A 23,457-nucleotide genomic window follows, 5' to 3' on the forward strand; every position below is an offset into this window, starting at 1 on the left:
ACTAAGAGGCCCGGAAGCGTCTACGCAACTAGGGGCGGTTCAATCCAAGGAGGAAACCTCACAGGATTTCGACCTCGCTCTCCTGAAGCCAGCCAGCAGCAACAACGTTTCGCTTGGCCAGTGTCGGCTGGGGTGTGTATACGACTATCGCTAGGCTCTTTTCAGCCCGACTACACGTCACGTAAAGCAGTCTACGAGTACGTGCTAGTGCGTTGTCCTTGCCGTCACGCTCGTTGTCCCGGTCTGTTTTTGTTGGTTCTTTTACACCAAGCAATTTGTCGTAGCTGAATAAGAAACCGCCTGCCTCCTCGTCGTTGATGACAACCATGACCCTTGGAAATTCCAGTCCCTTTACGCCTTGATGTGTGCCGTAGGGTGAAAGGCCATCCGCATAACTCGCAAAGGCTGCCAGCTCCGAAAATGGACGTTCAAGGAATAGCTGGTAGGCGTAGTTGGTCATCGCGTTCGTATCTTCAGGATCTGGGGCCTCACCAGGAGCTCCCAACACCATTGCTCCAATCAGATTGTCAGGAACGTCAAGCAGTTGGGTTTGCAACAGAAGCGTTGCGACTTCACACAGTGTTGGATCGCTTCTTTCGAAAAGAGAGAGCAGGGCATGCGTCGCGTCCTTTACACGCTGCATGTGGGCCAATTGGTCCCCTGTTGATTGCAAAACGTCCTTGCTGAACAAGGGAGAGCGAGAGCGTACGGCTTCAAGCAGCAGGAAGTGATCGTTCTTTGCGGTAAGGATGGGAAGAACGCCTTCGCTGAAAATGCGAAGTGCGGGCAGGGTCCCATCCAGCAAGCCTGTTTGAAGGTGCTCAACCGCATATAGGGGCGTGAACAGCTTCTCAAACCCCATCCGCCGTCCAGCCATCTTATGTTCAAGGATCAAAGTCTTTCTGCCTTCAGGGCCGATAGCCCATTCGCCGTCGTCGGTGATTGCAGCCATCGAATGAGCGATGCGTTCCTCAAGATTTGGTGCCTGTTCTTGGCTTTGACTAATGCAGTACATGCGCACTACACCTTCAATGGCATCAGGCTTAGGGGTCTGCTGATGAGTGTCTGCAGTACTTCGAATCACATTGATAAGATCTACCACCCTACGAGGGCAGCGGCGATTAACGACCTTTTCAGGTTTCTGCCAGTCACCCGGTATCGCTTTATCAAGGCGCGTAACTCCATGGCCGTAAATCTGTTGCATGGTGTCACCCAGTAGTCCCAGGCAGAAACGTGTCTGCGCCGATTGCTGGACTTTCAGAAAAGCCTCCATTACTGGAGCGTGGGTGTCCTGGCTTTCATCGATCAATACAACTGGGTAACGGTCTACTAAAACATCCAGCAAAGGGCGTTCAGGAGCGAACGCTGCAGTTAACTTGATGACCTCATCGTGATTGAGTGCTTGCCGCTCTCGGTTGTCACCTGTGGGGCTGTAGATGAACTTCGTAATCTCGTCGAGAGTGTCAAGTCTGCGTGTTTTGCTTTGTAGCTTCCGTCTGTTTGCTCGAGAGGTTTTATTGTCGCCTTTCGAGCGTGCGAGCTCGCCCTCGATCTTCTCAATGTCCTGGGCAAGTTTGATCCTTAGCCACTCTCTGATCTCGTTGTCGAATCCTTGGATTAGGCGCCAGGCAAACGCGTGAATGGTCGAGACCTCCACGAGTGGATCAAACTCTAGCCTCCGAAGAATCTCGTCGCAGGCTGCGTTTGTATAGGTGATCACCGCAATGCGCCGGCCCTCGAACGTCAGGCGTTCTCGCTCGCGACTTTTGAGTTCGCGGATAGCCTCGACGAGTGAGTGGGTTTTTCCTGAGCCAGCACCTGCGTAAAGAAAAAAACTCTTTGGGTCTGCCAGATTCAGGCAGGCCTGCATAATGGTGTCGGCATCTGCGACAGCTGCTTCGCTCATGGCGTCACCTCCGCGCCCTCGGGCGGAATTACCAGCAGCTCTTTTTGTTTGCTTCGCAATTTGGACTCAAGCCAGTTGAGGCCTTCACTGATGTATACAGGGATTTCGAGGTTGGAAAAGTTTTTATCCCCCAAAACAAGCAGCACAAATTCTGCTTTCTTTCCTTCGCGTAATTCGTTGAAAAAACCTTCCCCGACGGCTTCAGATGATTGCGATTCATTTAAAACTTTGACGAAAGCCTTCATCAGACCAGTGCTCCCTGCCTTTTCCGCAAAGTGACCAGCGTTGCTAAGCACAAAGCTGTCTTCAAAGGTATTTGGAAGAGCTTGTATTGCTTCACCAGTAGCGGGTAGGTGGGTGGAAATAGGAGTTTGATAGGCGATGCGTACCGAGTACAGGTCGTCGATCTGGTGCTCTTTTTGATCCGCTGGCAGCTCAAGCAGCTCATCCACTGTGCTGCCCAGCTGCATCAGTTTCATCCAGCTCCGCAATGTCGGATTGTTCGTAATCTGATCTGCGTTTCTTTGCACGGGTTTTGCGGCTTTATTAAGCCCTGCATCGAGATCTGTAATAACCAGGGTGAGGATGCCAAGGGCGTCAATTAAAGGCCTTAGTCGGTGTGCGTGACTGCCACCGATATCGAGGGTTGTGATGTAGCAGCGGTCAAGGAATGGAAATTTATTCCGCAAAAAGTGCGGCAGCATCATTCGCTCTGCTGAGCCCTCTACCAAGATGACGGCGTCGGCGAAGAATATGTCTGCGTGCTGTGCCCGCAGATACCTGGTAACGAACTCCTTCGTCTTGGTTCCCTCGCCGAACACGTTAGAGAGGTTAGAGACCGTCGACACCGGTACACCAATGCCATACATCCCAGCTGGGAGTCGTCTGAAATACCTAAGGTTCTGGTACTCCACTTCATGAGTTACATGACTGGAGTGTGTGCTCACCAGAAGCTGAGTCTTCAGATTTGGGTAGCGTTCAAGCAAAGCATCCCGGCATAGAACTTGGTAGGCGTGCCGTACGAAAACTTGTTGCACTTGAACATGAAGGTGGGCTTCAGGCTCCTCAATGAGCACGAGGTGGATGGGCTCGACGCGGTCTATTACTTCCGTGTTGGCGGCCCTGGTTTTTCTCAGCCACTCGTCCCTGAAACCCATCAGCCGGAAAATCATAGATATCAGGTTTTGATATCCCAACCCGTTAGCGGTCTCTGGTAAATGAAGAGGAGGGGCTCCTGGGGCGCCTTGGATTGAGTCCAATTCAAAAAGGACAGCCGCTTCATGGTTCATGCCGTCAGTTGTTGCCAGGCGACTTGCGACTTTGATACGTGGGTCATTGCGGCCGGGGTAGCCCAATCCCTCGACCTCTCTAATAGCAGGTTCGAAGCTGCTACCTAGCTTCGTATCGAATGCCGACTGAGCTGCTTCTATCGCCCGCAACGCTTCGAGATCTGAGATATCTGGGCTGTCACCTGGATCAAGGTGTCGGGAGTAATAGGATCTGAGTTGTTCCGAGAGTTTTCTAGCGCCGCTAGGTCTAGTGTTATCGCCTTGATTGTCGTCCGAATGGTCGCCGAATCCCCGCTGCGCATTGATTTCATGTACTCGAATTAATCCGCTGAGGGGATTGCTTTCCAAGGGCAGGGCAGTAAGGCTCAATTGCTGCCTTTGCGCCATTCGAGTCGACTTGTCAGGCTTCCTAAGTTGTTGTGGATCTAGGCGGTACCAACGAACCTTGAATTTATCTCCCAGCCGACGGTTCAAGTAATCATGAAGGCTCTGCGGCCATAGAGTCAGCGGGCTACCAGGCGGGTCTTCCCTCCCTAAAGCATCCTCAAGCTCTGCAACCCTCGCGCGCTCCTTGCGATAGTCCGTGTACAGCGTATTCATATCATCTGGTTCAAGCAGGAAGCGCATTCCCACAAGCCCCCCGCGCCACGCAAAGCTGGGTATGAGATCGCGGATGAAGTGGAATTCTCCTTGATCTGCTGACACCCAGATATCCAGACTAGGGAGCCAGTCGGCCCAGTCTTTGGCTGTAGGAATTTCAAAGTTTGCTGGTGGGTTCTCCCACTCCTTACCAATCTCGTCCAGCTTGGCGAGATGACAAAGAGTCAGATCCTGGAGCCGAAAAGCAGAAGCTTTCGAAACCAAAAATCTCCGGAGTGCCAGCATGGCGGAGGATTTTCCGCTGTTATTTGCACCTACAAGCAGCGTGGTCTCATTAGCGAAGTCAATTCGCACAGAAAGCAGTTTTCGGAAGTTAGATATCTCTACGTGCTGGATGCGCATGGGTCGTCCTTGAAAGCCTGAGGAGTATCAGTTTGCTATCAATGTAGCTAGCTGCCTATAACAATCAAATAGAGAAAAATGGAGACAGATTTATTTTTGTAGCTCTAAACGACTGCTATTGGCCGTTTCCTACCCGTCGCCACAGGCCGCTATCGGGTCGTTCCCTACTGGGTATAGCCATGAAGCATGCTGGTCAAATCCGATGCAATTGACTGGTCAAGTCCAATGCAAATGGGTAGGCAAGTCTGTGAAATCACCTACCTGGAGGGAGAAAACTCAAGACCGCCCCCCCACCAAAGCCCCCCTCGATTCATGATCAATCCGGCAACAGTGTTTATCCCGCCAACCGATTTTTACACCCCCGCCAAACACCTAACATTGGCTCTACCCAAGTGAGTAAAGCCAAACAGGCGCTATCCACTCACGCGGGAGAAATCGTTCAAGGGATAACGCTCTGACCACGAGGTGAAGATCATGAAACTGCTGAAAATCGCACTCTTGCTTGCGCTTGGCACCACCGGCACCCAGGCCTTTGCAGACGACAGTCACTCGACTGCCGCCACCAGCCAACCACAGGTTGAAACCTACACATACGGCACCAGGCTGGATATCAAACGCGTCATCGATGTATCAGAAATCGCCAACGAATGCGGCCCCGTCCCGGCGCACATGACCTACGAAGACTCCCAGGGTCAACGCCGCACCATCGAGTATCAAGTCATGGGCAGCGGGTGCTCGAACGGTTGAACACTGTATGGACGATGGAGGGTCGACACTCCATGCGTACAGCGCCAGCCACATCGCTACACAGTTGTACCGACAATTTTTTTCATCAGCGACGAGCAACCCCGGAATGGAATGCTTCAGAAATTCCACCCAGGTTTTTATTTTTGCATCCACGAACTTGCGTGACGGGTAGATCGCAAACAGGTTCAGCTCCTCCAGCCGATACCCCGGCAATACCCGCACCAAGGTCCCCGCCCGCAGGCCCTCGACGGCCGAAGCAATCGGTTGAATGCCAATCCCCATCCCGTTCTTGATCGCGAAGGTCATGGCGTCGGCCGTGTTGACGTGGAAGGGCGACGCCGGCGTGCTGAACGTTTCTATCCCTTGGGGACCTTCGAATACCCAGTTCTCGGCCGGCATGACCGTGTTGACGATTCGCAGGCAATCATGGCCGCCAAGCTCACTCGGCGACTCGGGAGTCCCGCGTTTGCTCAGGTAGGCTGGCGAGGCGCAGAGAATGCTGTAGGTGATACCCAGCCGCTGGGCGACGAATCCGGAATCGGGCAGGTCCCGCGCCAGCACAATCGACATGTCATAGCCTTCCTCGAGCAAATCCGGCAGCCGATTGGTCACGGTCAGGTCAAACAGAACCGATGGATAGGTTTCTCTGTAGCGGGCGATGGCGCCGATCACGTAATGGTTGCCGATGGCCGACATCGCGTGGATTTTCAGCCGGCCTGCGGGCATGACCTGAGCGGTGCCCGCCTCTTCGTCGGCCTCGCGCATGTCCTGCAGGATCCGCTCGCAGCGCTGCAAATAGCGCACACCGGCTTCGGTCAGTGCCAGGCGCCGGGTGGTGCGGTTGATGAGCCGCGTTTGCAGCCGGGCCTCCAGGCTGGAAACGGCTTTTGAAACGTTGGTCGTGGTGGTGTCCAACATCGCGGCCGCCGCGGTGAAGCTGCCGCTTTGGGCCACCGCCGCGAAACAGCGCAGGGTCTGGAAAACATCCATCGTTTCACCTCAAGGGATAGGCAAGCAGGACGGCCCCGTGACGGACCGCCCTGGCGTCGGCAACTACTGCTTGCGCGGGATGAATCCGGGGACGCCGGTTTCAACCACCGAGTTGAAGCGTATACGGGTTGTGATGTCTTGTTGAATCTCCACCATGGCCCTGTGCGGCAAGGTCGAGATATCGATGTTTTCCCGGATATGGCTGGGCGTAGCCGAGGTGGTCAGGAACGCCACCCCGCGTTGTACCGACCAGGCCAGTGCCACCTGGGCCGGGGTTTTCTGCACGCGCCGGGCGATGCCGGCAAGCACCGGGTCTGCCAGCACGTTCGGTTCCATGCCATGCCCCAGTGGCGCAAACGCCAGCACGATGATCCCGTGCTCCTTGCAGAACTCAAGCAACTCCCACTCCGGCAAATAAGGGTGGGCCTCGACCTGCACCACCGCAGGTTTTATCCGGGCGACAGCAACCAGCGCCTTCAACGCCTGCAGCGTGATATCGGACACACCGATGGACCTCGCCCGTCCCTTATCCACCAGCCGCTCAAGCGCCCGCCACGTCTCGATCAGCGTCACGCCGTCGTCGTAGATGACATTACCCTGCTCGTCCCGCGGGTCCTGGTTGTCGCCGGGTTGAAAGGCAAACGGCGTGTGGATCAGGTAGCAGTCGATGTAGTCCACTTGCAGGCGTTGGCAACTGGCTTCGAACGCAGGCTCGACGCGCTCTGGACGATGGTTGGTGTTCCACAGTTTGGTGGTGATGAACAGCTCCTCGCGGCGGACTTTACCGGCCTCCAGCACTTCCTTCAGTGCAACACCCACCTGCGCTTCGTTGCGATAACGCTCGGCACAATCGAAATGGCGGAAACCGGCGGCCAGCGCTTCCTTCACTGCTTGGGTCGTGGTGGCGAGATCGCGGAACAAGGTACCGAACCCAACCGCCGGCATCTCGACCGCCCCATGGTTGAGCAGGAATCCGGTATCGCGCAGTCCGTCGTGAAAGGCTTCATAAGTCATGTCATTACTCCAGGCCGCAGCCGTTATTGATACGAAGGTTTCTGCCCGTCGCCAGACGCCACGCGTTGCTCGAAGGCACCGACGGCGTTGCCGCCCAACGCAATGAACAGCTGCACGGTGTCGAGGTACTGCGCGGTATTCACGCGGATCTGTCCCAGCAGCGCCTGCTCGTAGGCACGCTCCGCTTCCAGGACCTGGAGGATGCTGTTCTCGCCTTGCGCAAAGGCTTGCTGGTTCAACTGCAAACTGGATTCGGCCGCGCGCAAGGCATCGGTTTGGGCCTGGTGTTCCTCGGCGTCATGGTTGATCGCCTGCAAGGTGTCGGCGACCTGCCCGAACGAGGTGATGACCGTTTGCTGATAACCGGCGAGCGTCGCCTTGTAACCGTCGACGGCAGCCTGTTGTTCAGCCTTGAGCGTGCCCCCATCGAAGATCGGCCCGGCCAACCCCGCAGCGAAACCCCAGAGTGCCGCGCCGCCATTGCCGGAAGCCGCCTGCGCCAGGGACGCCGACAGCGTGACGTGGGGATAGAGGTTCGCCGTCGCCACGCCCACCGCCGCGCTGGCCATGTGCAGTTGCGCCTCGGCTTGCAGCACATCCGGCCGGTCGTGGGCCATCTCCGAAGGCAGGGTCACCGGCATGTTCGACGGCAGTGCAAACTCGCTCAAGTCGAAGTCGGGAGCGACCCAGTCCGCCGGCCCCTTCCCCGTCAGGATCGACAGTGCGTGGCGTGCCGCATCGCGCTGTTGAGCGAGGGGTGGCAACAAGGTGCGGTCCTGGGCGAGACGGGTCTCGGCCAGTGATACATCGATCTGCGTGGTGGAGCCGTTGAGATGGGCCATGCGCACCAGTTCAAGGTTTTTCGCGTCATCGGCCAGCAGCTTTTCCACGGCCTGTATCTGCGCGTTGGCGGAGGCCACCAGCAAGGCCTGGCTGGCGACGTTGCCGGTCAGGGTCAGGTACGCCGCTTCGTAGCGGTGCCTTTGCAGGTCGGTAAACGCCTGCTGTTGTTCAACCAGCCGCTTGTTGCCGCCGAACACATCAAGGTCGAACCCCACCCGCGGTCCTATCGCGTAGAAATTGGCGATGGCGGGTTCCCTGGCGTTGTGCAGCCGTTGACGACCGGCCACCGCAGCGAAATCGACCTGCGGATACAGGACACCCTGCGCCGCCGCAACAGAAGAAGCGGCTTGCCGGATCGTCGCATCAGCGGCCACCAGATCCAGGTTGCCGTCGATGGCACGCCGCACCACGCGGTCGAGTTTCGGCGAACCAAAGGCCGACCACCAATCGCCATTGACCTTGTTGCCGAGGTCGATGCGGGGGTTGCCACCCTGGGCCAGACGCTGCTCGGCCTGTGGGTCATAGTGCTGCGACGCACTCGCCGCCGGTGCTTGATAGTCGGGGCCAACGGTGCAGGCAGTCAGGAAGGCAAGCAGCGACAACCCCGCGAACTTCGTTTGCAGCAGACAGCGGTTGAGGACCAGCGCATAAGCATTCATTAGGCAAACTCCACGAAAACTAATTGGCCGCAACGGGCTTGCGAAGAAACAACACCAGCGGGCTCACCACCAGCATCACCACCATCAGGATCTTGAACTGGTCGACCACGGCGATGAACGCGGCCTGGCCGGTGATCATTTCGTTGAGCCCGTCGAGCACCTGCAACGGCGCCGAGGTCAGCGAATGCGCAGCCGCGCGGTATGGCGTCAGGTTGCTGGCCAGCGCCATGTGCATGGCCTGGGTGTTGTTGAAGAAGAACAACTGCACGATCGCCACGCCCAGCGTGCTGCCGTAGACCCGGGCCAGGTTGAACAGGCCAGTGCCTTCGGGGCGCAGCGTGGGGTCGAGCGTACTGAACGCGACCTTGGTCACCGCCGGCATCAGGATGCCCAGGCCCGCGCCCTGGATCGCACCGGCGACGGCCACGGGCCACTCGTCCATCAGCGGCGAATAGCCGAGCATCAGCCAGTTGGCATAAACTACCACCGCCACGCCTGCCGCCACGAAGGGACGACGGTCGAAACGCTCGGGCAGCCGCCCCATCAACAGAAAAGCGCCAACCAGGCCCATGCCACGGGGAATCGTCAAGGCGCCGGTGGTGTCAGGCGGGTAGCCGAGAATCTCGTCCAGCATCGGCGACGTCAGGGCCATGGTCGACAACAGCACGAAACCGAGGGCGAAAAAGATCACCGTCGACAACACGAAGTTGCGGTCCTTGAACAGGCGTTTGTTGAGGAAATGCACCTTCGAGGTCAGCACATGCACCACGAACAGGTAGATCCCCAGCGCAGACGCCACGGTTTCCAGGCAGATCTCGGGCGAGGCGAACCAGTCCAGGCGCTCCCCTCGGTCGAGCAGCATTTGCAGGCTGATCATGCCGAGGGTGAAGGTGCCGAAACCGAAGAAATCGAACGCCGGCGGTTTCTCGGCCTTCTTCTCGGTCAGCAACAGCGCCGCCACCAGGAAGATAAACGCCGACAGTGGCACGCTGAGGTAAAACATCGGCCGCCAGCCAAAATGCTCGGCGATCCAGCCACCGATACTCGGGCCGCTGACGATGCCGAACAGCACGATGGCGGTCCAGCTCGCGCCGAACTTCGCACGCTTGTCCAGCGGCAAGGTTTCCATGGCAATCGCCATCGACAACGGTGCCAGCACGCCACTGGCGATGCCTTGAACAATGCGCGCGCCGACGAATTCCAGCGGCGTCGTCGCCGCCGTGGCGAGCAGCAAGCCAAGGACAAACAACGCCAGCGCCGCCTGATACACCCACTTCAAGCCAAAGCGCCCGGCCAGCCAATTCGCGAGCGGCATGCTGATCGCACTCGCGGCCAGGTACGAGGTGAAAATCCAGCCCGCTTGGTCGTCGCTCATCGACAGGCTGCCCTGAATCAACCTGAGCGCCGCGTTCGGCAACGGCAGGTTCGCCGACTGCATGTAGGTCGCCAGCAAGGCGGCGAACCTGAGCGAACGCGCGCCCTCCTCACCGGGGCTTACCATCGATTGGCTATTCATCAGGAGTTACCTGCGCTCAGCAACGCCTTGAGCGGGTGCCACCAGGGGCTTTGAAAACGGGTGTCGATCCGTACCGTGGCGCTGGTCCCGGAGAACAGCGGCAGCGTCGGGTCCACTTCGTCGAGCTCAAGCCGTACCGGCACCCGTTGCGTCACCTTGACCCAGTTACCGGTGGCATTCTCCGGCGGCAGCAGCGCGAAATCGGACCCGGCCCCCGGGCTCATGCTGGTGACATGGGCCTTGAACACGCGATCCGGGTAGGTATCGATGCGAATGGTGGCTTCCTGGCCCGGGCGCATGTGGGTCACATCGGTCTCGCGGAAGTTGGCCTCGACCCAGATCTCGTGACCGGACAACAAGGCAAAGGCCGGCGCGCCGCTGTTCACATGGTTGCCCACCTGCAGATCGTCGACCTTGGCCACGATGCCATCTTGCGGCGCATACACCGTGGTGTACGAGAGGTACAACTGCGCCTCGTCGAGCTGCGCCCTGGCCTCGCGCACCGTCGGGTGACTGTCGGCATCGATGTCCGGATTACCGTTCAACGCAACTACGGTGCTGGCGATCTGTTGCTCGATGGAGGCGATCCGCTGCCGCGCCACTTTCACATCGGTATCGGCGCGTTCGTAGATGGACTTCGACACGAACGCCGAGGCGATCAGGGCCTTCTTGCGGGCAAAATCCTTTTGGTCGAAGTCAGCCGACTCTTTTGCCGATTGCAGTTCCGCCTGTTGCTGGCGATAGCTGGCCTTGAGCCCGTCGATACGCAGCCGCGCCACGCTCAGTTGTGCCTGCGCGCGGTCGACGGCGATCTGGAAGGGTTTCGGGTCGATCCGGAACAGCACCTGACCCTTGCGGACCTGCTGATTGTCCTCGACGGCGATCTCTGCCACTTGCCCGGAGATCCGCGCATTGATCGATGCCTTCGCCACCCGGGCGTAAGCGTTATCGGTCGAAACATAAGCCTGCCCCGACACATGGTGGGCATAGCCCAGGGCCGCGAAGAGGATGGGAACACCCACCATCAGCCAGGGACGCAACCTCTGTTTCAATGGTTTGTTGATACGCGAGTCAGCCGGGTTTGGGCCAGGGTGCTCGAAGGTCTGTGAAGCCGGGATATCGAACGGTTTGGTCATGATCGAGTTCACCTTTAGCCGGGTAATCGGGCCGACGTCGGCAAGCATCGCCAGCGGCCCGCAGGTCAATAAATGCTGTAAGGAAGCAAGCCCGTGCGCGGCCGGGAGGATCGCTCCCGGCGCGTCGGTTTCGTCGCCGCAACACTCAGTTCGCGCTCGGCTACAACAAACCCTGGAGCAAGGAATTTCTGATTCCTTAATTTTGTGCGATGGTGTAAGAATATCCCTCGACCCACCCTCCCACAAGGATTTTGTACGACATGGCACAAAATAAATCGACAGAGGGCAAAGGCCGTGGCCGCCCTCGAGCCTACGACCCGCAGACAGCGTTGCAGCAGGCACTCGGTGTGTTCTGGAACACCGGCTATTCCGGCGCGTCCCTGGACAGCATCGCCACCGCCGCCGGCATGAATCGCCCCAGCCTCTATGCGGCATTCGGTGACAAGCACGCGCTCTACATCAAAGCGCTGGAGCAATATTGGGAGTTTGCCGCGGCGTCCATGGGCGAGGCGCTGACGGACCTTGACCTGCCGTTGACCGAGGCCTTGCAGCGTTTCTACGAGGGGCAGTTATCGATTTACTTCTCGGGCGACGGCCAGCCCCGCGGTTGCTTCGCCATCGGCACGGCCACCACCGAGGCGGTCGAGGACCCGGAAATTCGCGAGGTGCTGAGCGACCGGTTGAGTCGGCTGGATGCCGATCTGGAAATCCGATTGCAAGCGGCGAAAGAGGCTGGCGAGTTGAAAGACAATGCAGACCCGGCTGCCCTGGCCGTGCTCGCCTCGTCTCTGCTGCACAGCATTTCGATACGTGCTCGGGCCGGTAAATCCCGAGCCGAGCTGACGGAACTGGCACGCAATGCGATCAGAGTGATCTGCGGTGAGTGAAAAGCTCGAAGATATCCTCGCCGGGCAATTGGCCGTGATCTTTTGCGGCATCAACCCCGGCATGACGGCCGCCGCCCAGGGGCACCATTTTGCCGGGCGCGGCAATCGTTTCTGGCGCACGCTGCATCTCGCCGGGTTTACCCCGCAGCTTGTGCAACCGGAAAACGATCGGACGATCTTGCAGTACCACTGCGGGTTAACGGCGGTGGTGGAACGGCCGACGGCCAGTGCGGATCAGCTATCCTTGCACGAGTTCACCGCCGCCGCTGCCGACTTCGAACAGAAAATCGCACGCCATGCGCCGCGTTTCGTGGCGTTTCTGGGCAAGGCGGCGTATGCCGCGCTGTCCGGTCAGCGGGACATCGCCTGGGGCCTGCAAACCAAAACCTTCGGCCATGCCACGGTCTGGGTCCTGCCCAACCCCAGCGGGAGAAATCGTGGGTTCAGCCTCGAGCAACTGGTCACGGCGTACCGTGAACTGCGCCTGGCCGTCGACGAACAGCGGCGGGTGTAATCACGTCGGCGGAATCGTCGCCAGCACACCGATCAGGATGGTCAACAGCAGAAAACCGCCGAGAAAAATCGTCATCTTGGCCATGGGGCCTCCCACACTATGAATTGGCGGTACAGGGGCAGCCTGCGCTGCCCGAACGGCGTACCGAAGACTTATTGTGGGCTGGCGGCTGTATCCGTTACAGAGGCAGATTGCGCTGAAAAATACGGATCAGATCCGCTTTCAGGCCGTGCTTTCGAGGGTTTTACAGGCAAGAATTTGCGGGCGATGTCCACAAAAGGCGTGACGATCAACCCTTGCAGCGTCAGGTAACGCTCGTGATCCTGCTCACCCGTGCCAAATTGGATGGACTCGGGTGTGGACCGGGTGACGTAGAGCGTGCCGAACATCCAGTCCCACAGCGACAGATTGATGCCGAAGTTCTTGTTGAAGTGCCGCCGCGCATCGCTGTGATGAATCTGGTGTTGCGCCGGACTGCTCAGCACCCGCTCCAGCACCGGCCCGAAGGACAACCAGACGTGGCTGTGACGCAGGTTGGCCGCCAGGGCATTGAAGATGAACACGATGTAGGTCACGCCAAACAAGGTATAGCGGCTGATCTCCCCGCCACAGACGTACCAGAAGACACCGGCAAACGCGCCGACGCAGATGATGTCCGTGAGCTTTTCGACCACTTCTTCCAGAAAGTGCACGCGGCTGGCCGTTGCCGGCACCAGCACGGGCGCCGAATGATGGACCTTGTGGAAGGCCCACAGGTACCGCGAATGGAAAGCGCGATGGCCCCAGTAATGGCTGAAGTCCTTGACCAGAAATACACCCAGCCCATAAAGCAGGGTCAGCCCCAGGTGTTCCTCCACTTGCGTACGCGCGCCCCACAGGTTGGTGAAGAACGCGATGTAGTCCGCTGAACGCAAGACGTACGGATCCACCAGGCCGACGATGGGCAGCACCAGGGCAACCTTGAGGATGGCGAGTACGAAGTAGTAGCGGTAGTCGAGCAACGCCGAGCGATGCAGGTACACCCGACGGCCGCCGATGAACTGCCCGAACGAACGCGCGTCGGTCAGGCCCCGGGATTTTCGGTAGCGGAACAGGCAGTAGGCGACGCCGTAAGACATGCAGAGAAAGGCTAGACCGAGTCTGCCGTTGAAGTCGAAAATGCCCAGGAACTGCCGGGTGACCGGCTCGATCACCCACTGGGATAAATAAAGATGGATTGCGGCAAGAACATCCATACCGGGCTGCCCAACGTAAATGGAAGGGCAATTGTAAATGAGAATGAGTCTTTAGTGTGTTGAATTATGCCCGGCTGTCAGCCGCCCAGCGCAATGATCGCAAGGATCAATACGGCCCCCGTGGCGGCCAGGATCACCCCACCCTGCCATTGCGTGGCGCCAGCGTATCTGGCGAGCAGCCAGCCTGCGATGAACAGCACCACGAGCCCGATCAGGTTGGACAGTCGAATGGCGAGCGCCGTCTGATCGAGCAGTATGAACGGCACCACCAGCGGAAATGTCGAGCACACGACCAACAGGAAAACACCGAGAGCACCCTTGAAGTCGTTCCAACCAAGGCCGGCACTGATCGGCAAGGGGGGCTGCTCAAGCAGCCGACGGCGCAACAACTCCAGCCCCTCGCTGCCGGCCGCCGTCGCGAACTGCAATGGCAACACTTGCGCAACGAGTGCCTGACCGGCCGCGGCGTCCGTTCCATTGCGCAAGGCCAGGTACAGCTTGATCCTGCGCGTGCGCTCGACCAGTGCGCGCAACAGGTACATGACCGCATCGGCCAGTCCCCAGGCGAGATTGCAGCCGAGCGCGGCAATCATCATCGTGCGTTCGGCTGCCTGGTCTGCCGTGGCCACGCTGATGGTGCCGGTGAACGTCATGGCCATCAGCAGGCCGAAGATCACCTCGGTAATGCGCTCGACAGGGTCAAGTACAGGCGCCCTCTCGAATTGACCATTGGCTGGCATGAATTCACCTCGTCGGAGTGTGCTTGCACGATATCGGTCGACGCTTCGGCCAGGCACCGGTTGTCCCTGCTGGATATCCGCATCCCCGTCAAGTGTAGTTTGAACGACTACACTCATGCGCACACGTTATCTGCTTCAAGAGGAGTGGTTCATGCTTGATTACTTCGCCCTGGGCCTGCTGATCTTTGTCGGGCTCATCTTGTTCTACGGGGTCATTCTGCTCCACGACATCCCCTATGAAATTGCCGTCCACCGCAACCACCCTCACCAGGATGCGATCCACGCCACCGGCTGGGTCAGCCTCTTCACCCTGCATGCGCTCTGGCCGTTCCTGTGGATCTGGGCGATGGCCTATCGAGAGGACCGGGGCTGGGGTTTCAGTGACGGACACTCACCCAAAAGTCATGTGGTTCACCTCGAACAACAGGTCGCCGAGCTGCAAGGCCGGATCGAGCGCCTGGAGGCAGCGACGGGCACGGCACAGAACCGGGTGCCAACGGACAATCTCGGCGAGGGCATTTGAGCCATGGATCTCTTACTCATTCTGACGTATGCCGCTCTGTGCGTAGCCATCTTCAAGATCTTCCGCATCCCCCTGAACAAATGGACGGTGCCCACGGCGGTGCTGGGCGGGATCGTGATCATCGGCGCGCTGATTTTCACGATGAACTACAACCACCCCTACTCCGAGGTGGCACGTTCCTATTTCGTATCGGTCCCGGTGATTCCCGTGGTCAGCGGCCAGGTGATCGATGTACCGGTAAAAACCAACCAGCCCCTGGAAAAAGGCGATGTGCTGTTTCGCATCGACCCCGCGCCGTTCGAATACCGGCTCAAATCCCTCAAGGCACAGCTGATTGCCGCCCAGGCCGATCGCGCCCGGATCACCGAGCTGATCAAGCGTAATTTCAGTACCCAACGGGAACTGGACATGGTGGTCGCGCGCAGTGATGACCTGAAGGCGCAACTGGACAACGCGCAGTACGAACTCGACAACACCACGGTCCGTGCGCCGAGCAAAGGCTTCGTCACCCATGTTTCGCTACGTCCGGGCATGATGGCGACCAAGTTGCCGCTGCGCCCTTCGATGGTCTTCATTCCCGCGGAAGGGCATTACTTCTCCGCTTGGATGCGCCAGAACAGCCTGTTGCGCCTGACCGAGGGCGACGAGGCCGAGGTCGCTTTCGATGGCATTCCAGGCAAGGTGTTCGAAGGCAGGGTCAAGACTGTCGTTTCGGTCATCGCCGAAGGCCAGATCCAACCGTCAGGCACCCTGATCGGCTTCACCGGCTCTCCACCGGCCGGCCGGGTCCCGGTGATCATTGAGATCACCGACCCCGACTATGCCCAGTATGCCGGCCAGATGCCGGGCGGCGCCTACGGCCAGGCGGCGCTGTACAGCCAGCATTTCCATCACATCGCGATGATGCGCAAAATCCTTCTGCGCATGGCCGCCTGGATGAACTACATCTTTCCGTTCCACTAACCGGGCAGCATCGGCAACTGGCTCAATCATTGGATTGGGTCGGTTGCCGGTTCGGCGAACCGGACTGATTTCGCAGACTGAGGGTCGGAGGAAAAAGGCCAGACAGCGGGTCGCACCATTGTGGTGCTGGAAGAATCGACAGGAAGGAGCGAGGCAGCGAGGGTCGGCGCTAAATAATCCAGTACAGCAGCAGGCAAGAAGCAATCCAGTGAGATGCCTGGATCACCCCCCATGCCAGCAGGACACACATCAACAAGTAGCCCGCAAGGAACCTGAACATCGCGTCCCTTTCCATGCAACCCTCCCGACTTTGCAGCCATACAGGGCGCTCAATGCCAACGCGTAACCATTACGACGTCCATCTCGCCCATATAGGCTTCGATTGCCAGAATGGTTTGCAGTTCCACAGGCGTACAATTCGGGAAAAATGACCTGCCCCCTGTCCGCAGGCAGGCCGCTCTGGCGCTCACATCACTTCAGATACCACCCCCAGGGCTCTCCGTTGTAGCGGGTGATCTGCTTGGTTTCCAGGTAGCTGTTGTAGCCCCACTCACCCAGTTCGCGACCAATGCCGCTTTGCTTGTAGCCGCCCCAGGGTGCCTCGACGAAAGTCGGTTGCGAGCAGTTGACCCACACGATGCCCGCGCGAAAGCCGCGAGCGACCCGTTCGCAGCGCGGGATATCCCGGGACATGACGGCCGCCGCCAACCCGAACGGCGAGTCATTGGCCAGGCGGATCGCTTCGGCTTCCGTGTCGAAGGCGCGCAGGCACACCACCGGGCCGAAAATTTCCTCGCACCACACGGTGCTGTCCTCGGGGACATCGGCGAAAATCGCCGGCGTCAGGTAATAACCCTTTTCCAGATGACCCGGCCGCACACCACCCGAAACCAGCCGCGCCCCCTCTTGCTGACCGGCTGCAATCGCCGCCAGCACCTTGTCCAGTTGCCCCTGACTGACCAGCGGCCCGAGCTTCACCCCTTCCTCGAAGCCCTGGCCAATCTGAATCTGCTCGGTAGCGGCAATCAGGCGCTCCAGCAGCGCCGGGTACAACCCGCGTTCCACCAGCACCCGCGAAGTGGCTGAACAGACCTGGCCCTGGTTCCAGAAGATCCCGAACAGAATCCACTCCACCGCCGCCTCAATATCACTGTCGGCGAAGATCACGAAAGGCGATTTGCCACCCAGTTCCAGGCTGATGTTTTTGATCTCGCTGGCAGCGGCCTGCATGATCTTGCGTCCGGTCGGCACGCTGCCGGTGAAGGCGATCTTGTCGACCTGCGAGTGTTCGGCCAACGGCGCGCCCGCCTCGCGTCCCCAGCCTGTGACCACATTCAGCACCCCGGCCGGCAACCCGGCCTGGTCGGCGATGCCGGCCAGTTCGAGGGCGGTCAGCGGTGTCAGTTCGGAAGGCTTGAGCACCAGGGTGCAACCCGCCGCGAGTGCCGGGGCGACTTTCCACGCAGCCATCAGCATCGGGAAATTCCACGGGATGATCGCCGCGACCACACCCACCGGTTCCTTGATCACCGACGAGGTGAAGCGCGCATCCGGCAACTCGATCGACTGCTCATTGTGCTGGTCCGACTGCTCGGCAAGCCCCGCATAGAAGTCGAAGCACCCGGCGGTGTCGGCGATGTCCCACAACGCTTCCGGTAGCGGTTTACCGTTATCGCGCACTTCGATGGCCGCCAGTTCGTCCTGGCGAGCGCGGATGCCATCGGCGATGCTCCTCAGCACTTGCGCCCGTCGTGCGCCGGACCAGCGCGGCCAGTCTCCCTCGTCAAACGCCCTGCGCGCCGCCGCCACGGCCAGATCGATGTCCTCGGCGGTCGCCGAGGCAACCTGCGCCAGAACCGACTCGTCACTCGGATCGAGCGTGTCGAAAACACCGCGTTGAACCGGGGTGACCCACTCACCGCCGATGTACAACCGTTGATAGTCACCCATGGGACACTCCTTGATCCTGCGGTGCCGACGCTGCTGGTACAGCTGTTCGGCGACCTGCAATTGCTCGCGGTCATTGACCCCGAGCACGTCGATTTCATCCACCTCCACGGCCGTCACCGTCAGCCCCGCCTCGTTGGCCACCGCCACCGCGTCAGTGAGGTAGTACTCGCCCTGGGCGTTGCGGTTGCCGATACGTTCCAGCAGCCACAGGCAGGTGTCGGCGCGCAGGCCCATGACGCCGCCGTTGCAGAAGTTGATGTCCAGTTCCTGCGGGCTGGCGTCTTTGGCTTCGCGAATGGCCCGCAAACGCCCCTGCTCCACCAGCAGCCGCCCGTAAGGCCCGGGCTGTTGGGTGTGGAAACCCGCCACCGCCACCGCTGCGCCGTCTATCAGCGCCCGACGCAAACGGTTCAAGGTCTGCGGGGTGATCAACGGCGAATCGCCAAACAGCACCAACACACAACCCTGCTTGTGAGCCTCCAGTGCAGGCCGGGCCGCAAGCACTGCGTGGGCCGTGCCCAGTTGTTCGTGCTGGGTAAACACCTGCGCCGTCGGTGCCGCCTGTCGCAGGTACTCGGTCACCTGCCCGCCACTGGCGCCCACCACCACCGCCCGTTGCTCGATGCCCGCCGCCGTCACCGCCGCCAGCACATGGCCGAGCAGCGGCTGGTTGCCCACCGGGTGCAAGACCTTGGGCAGCGGCGAACGCATGCGCGTGCCCTGCCCGGCCGCGAGAATCACCGCCAGGGTCGGCCAGCCAATGTTGTCGCTCATCGCGATCCTCCTGTGTGCATCCCGGCTTCAGGCAGGATCGCGATAGAACACGTCGTCGGCGTAGGGATACCACCAGTCCTGGATTTTCGGCTGGTGGTCGATGATGACCATTTTCGATCGGCGGAACGCTTCCAGCCCCTGACGCCCGAGCTCGCGCCCAAGACCCGACATTTTCCAGCCGCCGAACGGAAGCGCATCGTTGTCGATCAGCGGATTGTTGACCCAGACCATCCCCGCTTCCAGACGCTCGGCGGCTTCCATGGCTTCGGCCAGATCCGTGGAAAACAGCGAGGCGCCAAGGCCGAACGGCGAGTCGTTGGCCAAGCGCACCGCCTCATCGAAATCGCCGACCCGGCAGATCGCCGCCACCGGGCCGAAGCACTCTTCCTGCAGAATCGCCATGTCGCCGGTCACCCCGGTGAGGATGGTCGGCTCATAGAACCAGCCGACGGTTTGCTCGGGTGGAATCCGCCCGCCACACACCACTTTCGCGCCTTTGGCTACGGCGTCATCGACCAGTCGCATGACTTTGTTTCGCGCTGCCTCGCTGACCATCGGCCCGATCTCCGAGCGCTCCAGGCCATGGCCAATGCGCAAGGCGCGGGTGCGTTCGGCGAATTTCGCGACAAACTCGTCATGGATTTCATCGACGACGTAGAAGCGTTCCGCCGAGGTGCAGATCTGCCCGCTGAGGTGAAACGCCGCCGTCACCGCCCCCGCCGCTGCCACTTCCAACGGTGCATGCCTGGAGATGATCAGCGGATCGCTGCCACCGGCCTCGATCACGCAAGGTTTCATCCGTTCGGCGCAGGCCACGGCCACCGCTTTGCCTGCCGCCACGCTGCCGGTGAAGGCCACCGCGTGGGTCTGCGCCGACTGCACCAACAACTGCGCGGTGAGCGCATCACCCGGCACACAAGACACCAGCCCAGGCAGCAACGCGGTGAAGTGCTCCATAAACTTGAGGGTGCACAGGGTCGTGGCTTCCGCCGGTTTGATGATGCAGGCATTGCCCGCCGCCAAAGACGCGGCGACGGTCCAGCACATCAGCAGGATCGGAAAGTTGAACGGCATGATGTGCACGCTGACGCCATACGGCTCGTAACGCACATGCTGGAACGAGCCGATTTGCGTGGTGCCGGCGACCTTGCCGGCATCGTCCCGGGCCATCTCCGCGTAGTAGCGAAAGATCGGCGCGCAGTTGGCCAGCTCGCCCATGGCCTCGGGAAACGGCTTGCCCATCTCCAGGGTCATCAAGCGTGCGACTTCACGGTTGCAAGCGATGTTCTGTTCGATGGCGTTGGCCAGTTGATGCAGGCGCGCGGCGCGGCTTTTGGCATCCACTACGCGCCATTGTTTTTGCGCGGCGGTGGCGGCATCCGTGGCGGCTTGCACATCGGCTTCGCCACACACGCCGACTTGCCCGACCGGTTGCAGGGTCGCCGGGTCGAGCACTTCGCGCACACGGCCTGCGGTCAGCGGCAGGAATTCAGAATTGATGAAACGCAATGCGGTGTCAGTGTTGAACGTGGCCATGGGATGATCCTTGAACCAATCGATAAGGGGTTTCACGCAACGTCGCCAGGGTCTCGGCGGGCAGCTCTTCACGCCAGCCAGGCACGTGCCGGTCGAGCCATTGGCGCAGCGGCGCAAAGGCCTCGGCGTCCAGGGCGCGGACGAACAAACCCAAGGTGCGCGGCAAGTGCGCCAGGTAACCGTGCTTGCCGTCACGACCGGCCAGGCGCACGAAAATCCCCAGCACCTTGGCGTGACGCTGGGCGGCCAGGCGCCGGTAATCTTCGAGAAAACCCGGTGCATCCAGCTCCGGGCGCTGCAACAGGTAACGGCTGACCAGTGCCGCCCGCAGCGCTTCGGGCACATCGCGCCGGGCGTCTTCGAGCAGCGACATCAGGTCATAGGCCGCCGCCCCGACCAGGGCGTCCTGGAAATCCAGCAAGCCGCAGGCCGCCACGCCTTCACGGCCTTGCAGCAGCATCAGGTTGTCGACATGAAAGTCGCGCAGCACCAGGGCTTCGCGGCGTTTTGCGACATCGCGGCAGGCATCGGCGAACAACGCCAGATACTCCTCGCGCAGGTCTTGCGCCGCGTCCTTGCCGATCAGCAGCGGCACATACCAGTCGATAAACAGCGCGTACTCGTCCGCCAGTCGCTGACCGTCGTAAGGCGCCAGTTCCGTGGCTGGCGCTGCGCGATGCAAGGCCACCAGCGTATCGACCGCCAGGTGATACAGCTGCGATTCCGAATGCCCGGCCAGCAGCAGTCGGGTGTAGGTGTCGTGACCGAAATCCTCGATCAACGCCAGCCCCGCCGCTTCGTCCACTTCCAGCAAGGCTGGCGCAGACAGACCCAGCCCGTGCAACTGCCGGGCGATGCGCACGAACGGGCCGATGGGCTCACTGTCGGGGGGCGAATCCATCAGCAACAGGCCCGCGCCGTCCAGGCGAAAATAACGCCGGCTCGAGGCATCCGCCGGCAAGGCGACCAGCAAGCCACCGGCGTAACCGGCGCGGGCCAGAAAGGCGGCGCGCTGGTCCTCACGGGTTGGCAATGACGCCAGTGCATCTGTCATGGCAGTCACCGGATCATGTAGACCTTTTTGATGGTCTCGTGGACGGTGCACACACCCTTCCAGTCCTTGCCGAAGAAGGCGGCGGTGTCCGGCTTGATCTCGATCACTTCGCCGGACTCGTGGACGTATGTGCAGCGACCTTCGAGAAAGTGGCAGAACTCGTCGCTGGTGACATGGCAGAACCACTTGCCCGGGGTGCAGATCCAGATGCCGCATTCGGACTGGCCTTCGGGGCCTTTGTGCAGCACCACGCCGCAGACACGGGATTCACCTTCAAGCATGGTCGGGATCACGCCCCAATCCTTGACGTCGGTGATGCTCAGCGGGTCGTACAGAAACGGGGTCTTCATCTGTTGCTCTCCAGAAAAATCAGTTCAAAAGGTTCATCGCATAACCTGTGGCGAGGGAACTTGCTCCCGCTGGACTGCGCAGCAGGCCCAATTGTTGGGGCAGCTTCGCTGCCCAGCGGGAGCAAGCTCCCTCGCCACAGGTCCAGTGTCAGGTTCAGGTTCAGGTTCAAGTGCGGTGTCAGGTTCAAGCCAGCATGTAAACGTTGCGCAGGGTTTCCCGGACGTGGCATTCGCCCGTCCAGCCGGCAGGGAACAGCACCAGGGTGTTGGGGCGCACTTCGATCACTTCGCCGTTGTCGTTACGGTAAGTGGCGTGCCCCGCGATGAAATGGCACAACTCGTCCCGGGGAATCGACAGCCGCCAGCGACCGGGGGTGCACACCCACAATCCGGTTTCCGGGCTGTTGTTCGGGCCCTTGAACAGCAAGCGGCCGCTGGAATGCGAAACGCCTTCGACGGCGTCGCTCTGCACGCCCCAGTCCACCAGGTCGGTGCGGCTGCTGACGGCTTCGAGGTACGGCGTGATACCCGCCGTGGTGGATGAATCAGGCATCGTTGAGCACCTTGTCGAGAATCGCGGCCGCGTCTTGCGGCCCCTTGCGGGATTGCATCTGCGCGCTGGTGCGCTGCAGGCGTTGGCGCATCGCCTCGTCGTTGAGGCACGCATGGAGTTTTTCCGCGAGCTGCTCTTCGCTCCACTCATAGCGGTCGAGCTTGAAGCCGTGACCGCTTTCTTCGGCGCGCATGGCGTTGTCGTGGCCGTCCCAAACGTAGGACATGACAATCGCCGGTTTGCCGAAGAACAGGCACTCGGTGAAGCTGTTGTTGCCGCCGTGGTGGATCACCGCGTCGACCTGGGCAATCACCGACGGCTGCGGGAACCAGTTGGAGATCTGCACGTTGTCCGGCAGGTCCGGGTATTCGTCGAGGTGCTCGCCGACGTTGAACAGTGCGCGGTAAGGCAGCTTGCCCACTGCCTCGATCAGGCGCTTGAGCAACTCGACATCGCCGGAACCGAGGCTGCCGAAACTGGCGTACAGCAATGGCTTGTCGTTGTGGGCGCGGAACGGCGGAATCTCGTAGGGCGTATCGTCGCGCACGCAACCCTGCAGGTAATGGAAGCGCTCGGCCGGCAGCGGATGGCGGCGGTCGAACTTGACCGCATCGGGGTACAACAACAGGTTCATGAACGGCGAGGCTTCAAAGAAGGTGCCCAGCGGATACGGCTGCTCGCCATGGGCCTGGAGGAACTGGTTGAAGTCGTCGTGGATCGGCCCGACCACTTCCTCGAAACGCTGGCGGAATTGCGCGTGGCCGGCCTTGTCGTCGATGCTCATGCCCGACAGGTGCGGCGGGATATCCGGGTCTTCGATCTCGTTTTCCGAGCAGGAAATGATCCGCACCCACGGCTTGCCGTATTGCTTGATCGCCGGAAACAGGATCACGTTGTCGACGCAGATCAGGTCGGGCTTGACCTTGTCCAGCACCGCCGGCAGGTCCTTTTGCGCCCACTTGGCGGTTTCGACGATGGCCGCCCAGCATTCCTTGACGTAGTTGTCGATCTGGTCGAGCGGCGACTTGCGGAAGTTCGGAATATGGCCGTTGATGAAATCCACCCAGTAGCGGGCCATCTCTTCGGCCGGCATCGGCGCCGACATGTTGACCATGTGCTCTTCAAAACCATAACCGGCGTAGACACCGCTCATGCCCGGGTCGGTGAGGAACACCGCTTTATGCCCCAGGGCTTCACACGCCTGGGCGATACCCACTGAGTTCAGGGCCGGGCCGTAGGCGGCTTCGGGGAAGAATGCGATCACTTTCTGTTTCAT

19 protein-coding genes and 2 pseudogenes are annotated in these 23,457 nt (G+C 60.2%); 5 read left to right on the plus strand and 16 right to left on the minus strand.

Annotation, left to right across the window (positions count from 1 at the left end):
- Positions 1-58: 58 nt before the first annotated feature.
- Positions 59-1,906 carry a UvrD-helicase domain-containing protein gene (locus VC35_RS21460; RefSeq protein WP_046042443.1) on the minus strand — a complete coding sequence of 616 codons (1,848 nt, stop codon included), beginning with the start codon at positions 1,904-1,906 and terminating at the stop codon, positions 59-61.
- Positions 1,903-4,197 carry an AAA family ATPase gene (locus VC35_RS21465; RefSeq protein ID WP_046042445.1) on the minus strand — a complete coding sequence of 765 codons (2,295 nt, stop codon included), beginning with the start codon at positions 4,195-4,197 and terminating at the stop codon, positions 1,903-1,905. Before VC35_RS21465 ends, VC35_RS21460 begins: the two co-directional genes overlap by 4 nt.
- A gap of 474 nt (positions 4,198-4,671) precedes the next feature.
- On the opposite strand from VC35_RS21465, the gene VC35_RS29105 reads away from it, so the two are divergent.
- Positions 4,672-4,944: a DUF2790 domain-containing protein gene (locus tag VC35_RS29105; protein ID WP_080925361.1), complete on the plus strand. Its 273-nt coding sequence runs from the start codon at positions 4,672-4,674 to the stop codon at positions 4,942-4,944.
- Positions 4,945-5,022: 78 nt separating this feature from the next.
- On the opposite strand, the pseudogene VC35_RS21470 reads toward VC35_RS29105, so the two are convergent.
- The 5 genes and pseudogenes from VC35_RS21470 to VC35_RS21490 all read right to left on the minus strand — a co-directional run.
- Positions 5,023-5,934, minus strand: a pseudogene (locus tag VC35_RS21470) (LysR family transcriptional regulator); the annotation flags it as partial.
- Between the two features lie 63 nt (positions 5,935-5,997).
- Positions 5,998-6,948, minus strand: coding sequence for an aldo/keto reductase (locus tag VC35_RS21475; RefSeq protein ID WP_046042446.1), 951 nt, complete (start codon positions 6,946-6,948; stop codon positions 5,998-6,000).
- A 23-nt stretch (positions 6,949-6,971) separates the two neighbouring features.
- Positions 6,972-8,450 carry an efflux transporter outer membrane subunit gene (locus VC35_RS21480; RefSeq protein WP_046042447.1) on the minus strand — a complete coding sequence of 493 codons (1,479 nt, stop codon included), beginning with the start codon at positions 8,448-8,450 and terminating at the stop codon, positions 6,972-6,974.
- A gap of 19 nt (positions 8,451-8,469) precedes the next feature.
- Positions 8,470-9,966, minus strand: coding sequence for a DHA2 family efflux MFS transporter permease subunit (locus VC35_RS21485; RefSeq protein WP_046042448.1), 1,497 nt, complete (start codon positions 9,964-9,966; stop codon positions 8,470-8,472).
- Positions 9,966-11,102, minus strand: a complete 1,137-nt coding sequence (locus tag VC35_RS21490) for an HlyD family secretion protein (RefSeq protein ID WP_046042449.1) — start codon at positions 11,100-11,102, stop codon at positions 9,966-9,968. Before VC35_RS21490 ends, VC35_RS21485 begins: the two co-directional genes overlap by 1 nt.
- Before the next feature lie 260 nt (positions 11,103-11,362).
- Between VC35_RS21490 and VC35_RS21495 the strand changes: the two genes are divergently transcribed.
- Positions 11,363-11,989 carry a TetR/AcrR family transcriptional regulator gene (locus VC35_RS21495; RefSeq protein WP_046042450.1) on the plus strand — a complete coding sequence of 209 codons (627 nt, stop codon included), beginning with the start codon at positions 11,363-11,365 and terminating at the stop codon, positions 11,987-11,989.
- Entirely contained in the window at positions 11,982-12,503 is a 522-nt protein-coding gene (gene mug, locus VC35_RS21500; RefSeq protein ID WP_046042451.1) for a G/U mismatch-specific DNA glycosylase, read from the plus strand. The genes VC35_RS21495 and mug overlap by 8 nt, the downstream gene beginning before the upstream one ends.
- 152 nt (positions 12,504-12,655) lie before the next feature.
- Here the strand turns inward: mug and VC35_RS21505 are convergent, their stop codons facing one another.
- Both VC35_RS21505 and VC35_RS21510 read right to left on the minus strand, forming a co-directional pair.
- Positions 12,656-13,738, minus strand: coding sequence for a sterol desaturase family protein (locus VC35_RS21505; protein ID WP_046042452.1), 1,083 nt, complete (start codon positions 13,736-13,738; stop codon positions 12,656-12,658).
- Positions 13,739-13,815: 77 nt separating this feature from the next.
- A complete protein-coding gene (locus tag VC35_RS21510; protein WP_046042453.1) occupies positions 13,816-14,478 on the minus strand; it encodes a hypothetical protein in 663 nt (220 codons plus the stop codon).
- Positions 14,479-14,629: 151 nt separating this feature from the next.
- Here VC35_RS21510 and VC35_RS21515 point away from each other — a divergent pair, with 151 nt between their 5' ends.
- Positions 14,630-15,001: a DUF3302 domain-containing protein gene (locus VC35_RS21515; RefSeq protein ID WP_046042454.1), complete on the plus strand. Its 372-nt coding sequence runs from the start codon at positions 14,630-14,632 to the stop codon at positions 14,999-15,001.
- A gap of 3 nt (positions 15,002-15,004) precedes the next feature.
- A complete protein-coding gene (locus VC35_RS21520) occupies positions 15,005-15,964 on the plus strand; it encodes an HlyD family secretion protein (protein WP_046042455.1) in 960 nt (319 codons plus the stop codon).
- Between the two features lie 471 nt (positions 15,965-16,435).
- Here VC35_RS21520 and VC35_RS21525 read toward each other — a convergent pair whose 3' ends face one another.
- The 7 genes and pseudogenes from VC35_RS21525 to VC35_RS21550 all read right to left on the minus strand — a co-directional run bounded on the left by VC35_RS21525 (position 16,436) and on the right by VC35_RS21550 (position 23,457).
- Positions 16,436-17,914 (minus strand): aldehyde dehydrogenase family protein, encoded by a 1,479-nt coding sequence (locus tag VC35_RS21525; protein WP_046042566.1) that lies wholly within the window; start codon positions 17,912-17,914, stop codon positions 16,436-16,438.
- 294 nt (positions 17,915-18,208) lie between these two features.
- A pseudogene (locus VC35_RS30060) lies at positions 18,209-18,688 on the minus strand (NTP transferase domain-containing protein); the annotation flags it as partial.
- A 27-nt stretch (positions 18,689-18,715) separates the two neighbouring features.
- Positions 18,716-20,224 (minus strand): aldehyde dehydrogenase family protein, encoded by a 1,509-nt coding sequence (locus tag VC35_RS21530; protein WP_046042456.1) that lies wholly within the window; start codon positions 20,222-20,224, stop codon positions 18,716-18,718.
- Positions 20,205-21,278 carry an aminoglycoside phosphotransferase family protein gene (locus VC35_RS21535; RefSeq protein WP_046042457.1) on the minus strand — a complete coding sequence of 358 codons (1,074 nt, stop codon included), beginning with the start codon at positions 21,276-21,278 and terminating at the stop codon, positions 20,205-20,207. Before VC35_RS21535 ends, VC35_RS21530 begins: the two co-directional genes overlap by 20 nt.
- Positions 21,279-21,283: 5 nt before the next feature.
- Entirely contained in the window at positions 21,284-21,628 is a 345-nt protein-coding gene (locus tag VC35_RS21540; RefSeq protein WP_046042458.1) for a cupin domain-containing protein, read from the minus strand.
- Between the two features lie 184 nt (positions 21,629-21,812).
- Complete coding sequence (locus tag VC35_RS21545; RefSeq protein WP_008049636.1) at positions 21,813-22,181, minus strand: cupin domain-containing protein; 369 nt, start codon at positions 22,179-22,181, stop codon at positions 21,813-21,815.
- Complete coding sequence (locus VC35_RS21550) at positions 22,174-23,457, minus strand: nucleotide disphospho-sugar-binding domain-containing protein (RefSeq protein ID WP_046042459.1); 1,284 nt, start codon at positions 23,455-23,457, stop codon at positions 22,174-22,176. The genes VC35_RS21545 and VC35_RS21550 overlap by 8 nt, the downstream gene beginning before the upstream one ends.

This window comes from Pseudomonas fluorescens (assembly GCF_000967965.1).
Taxonomy (GTDB): Bacteria; Pseudomonadota; Gammaproteobacteria; order Pseudomonadales; family Pseudomonadaceae; genus Aquipseudomonas; species Aquipseudomonas grandcourensis.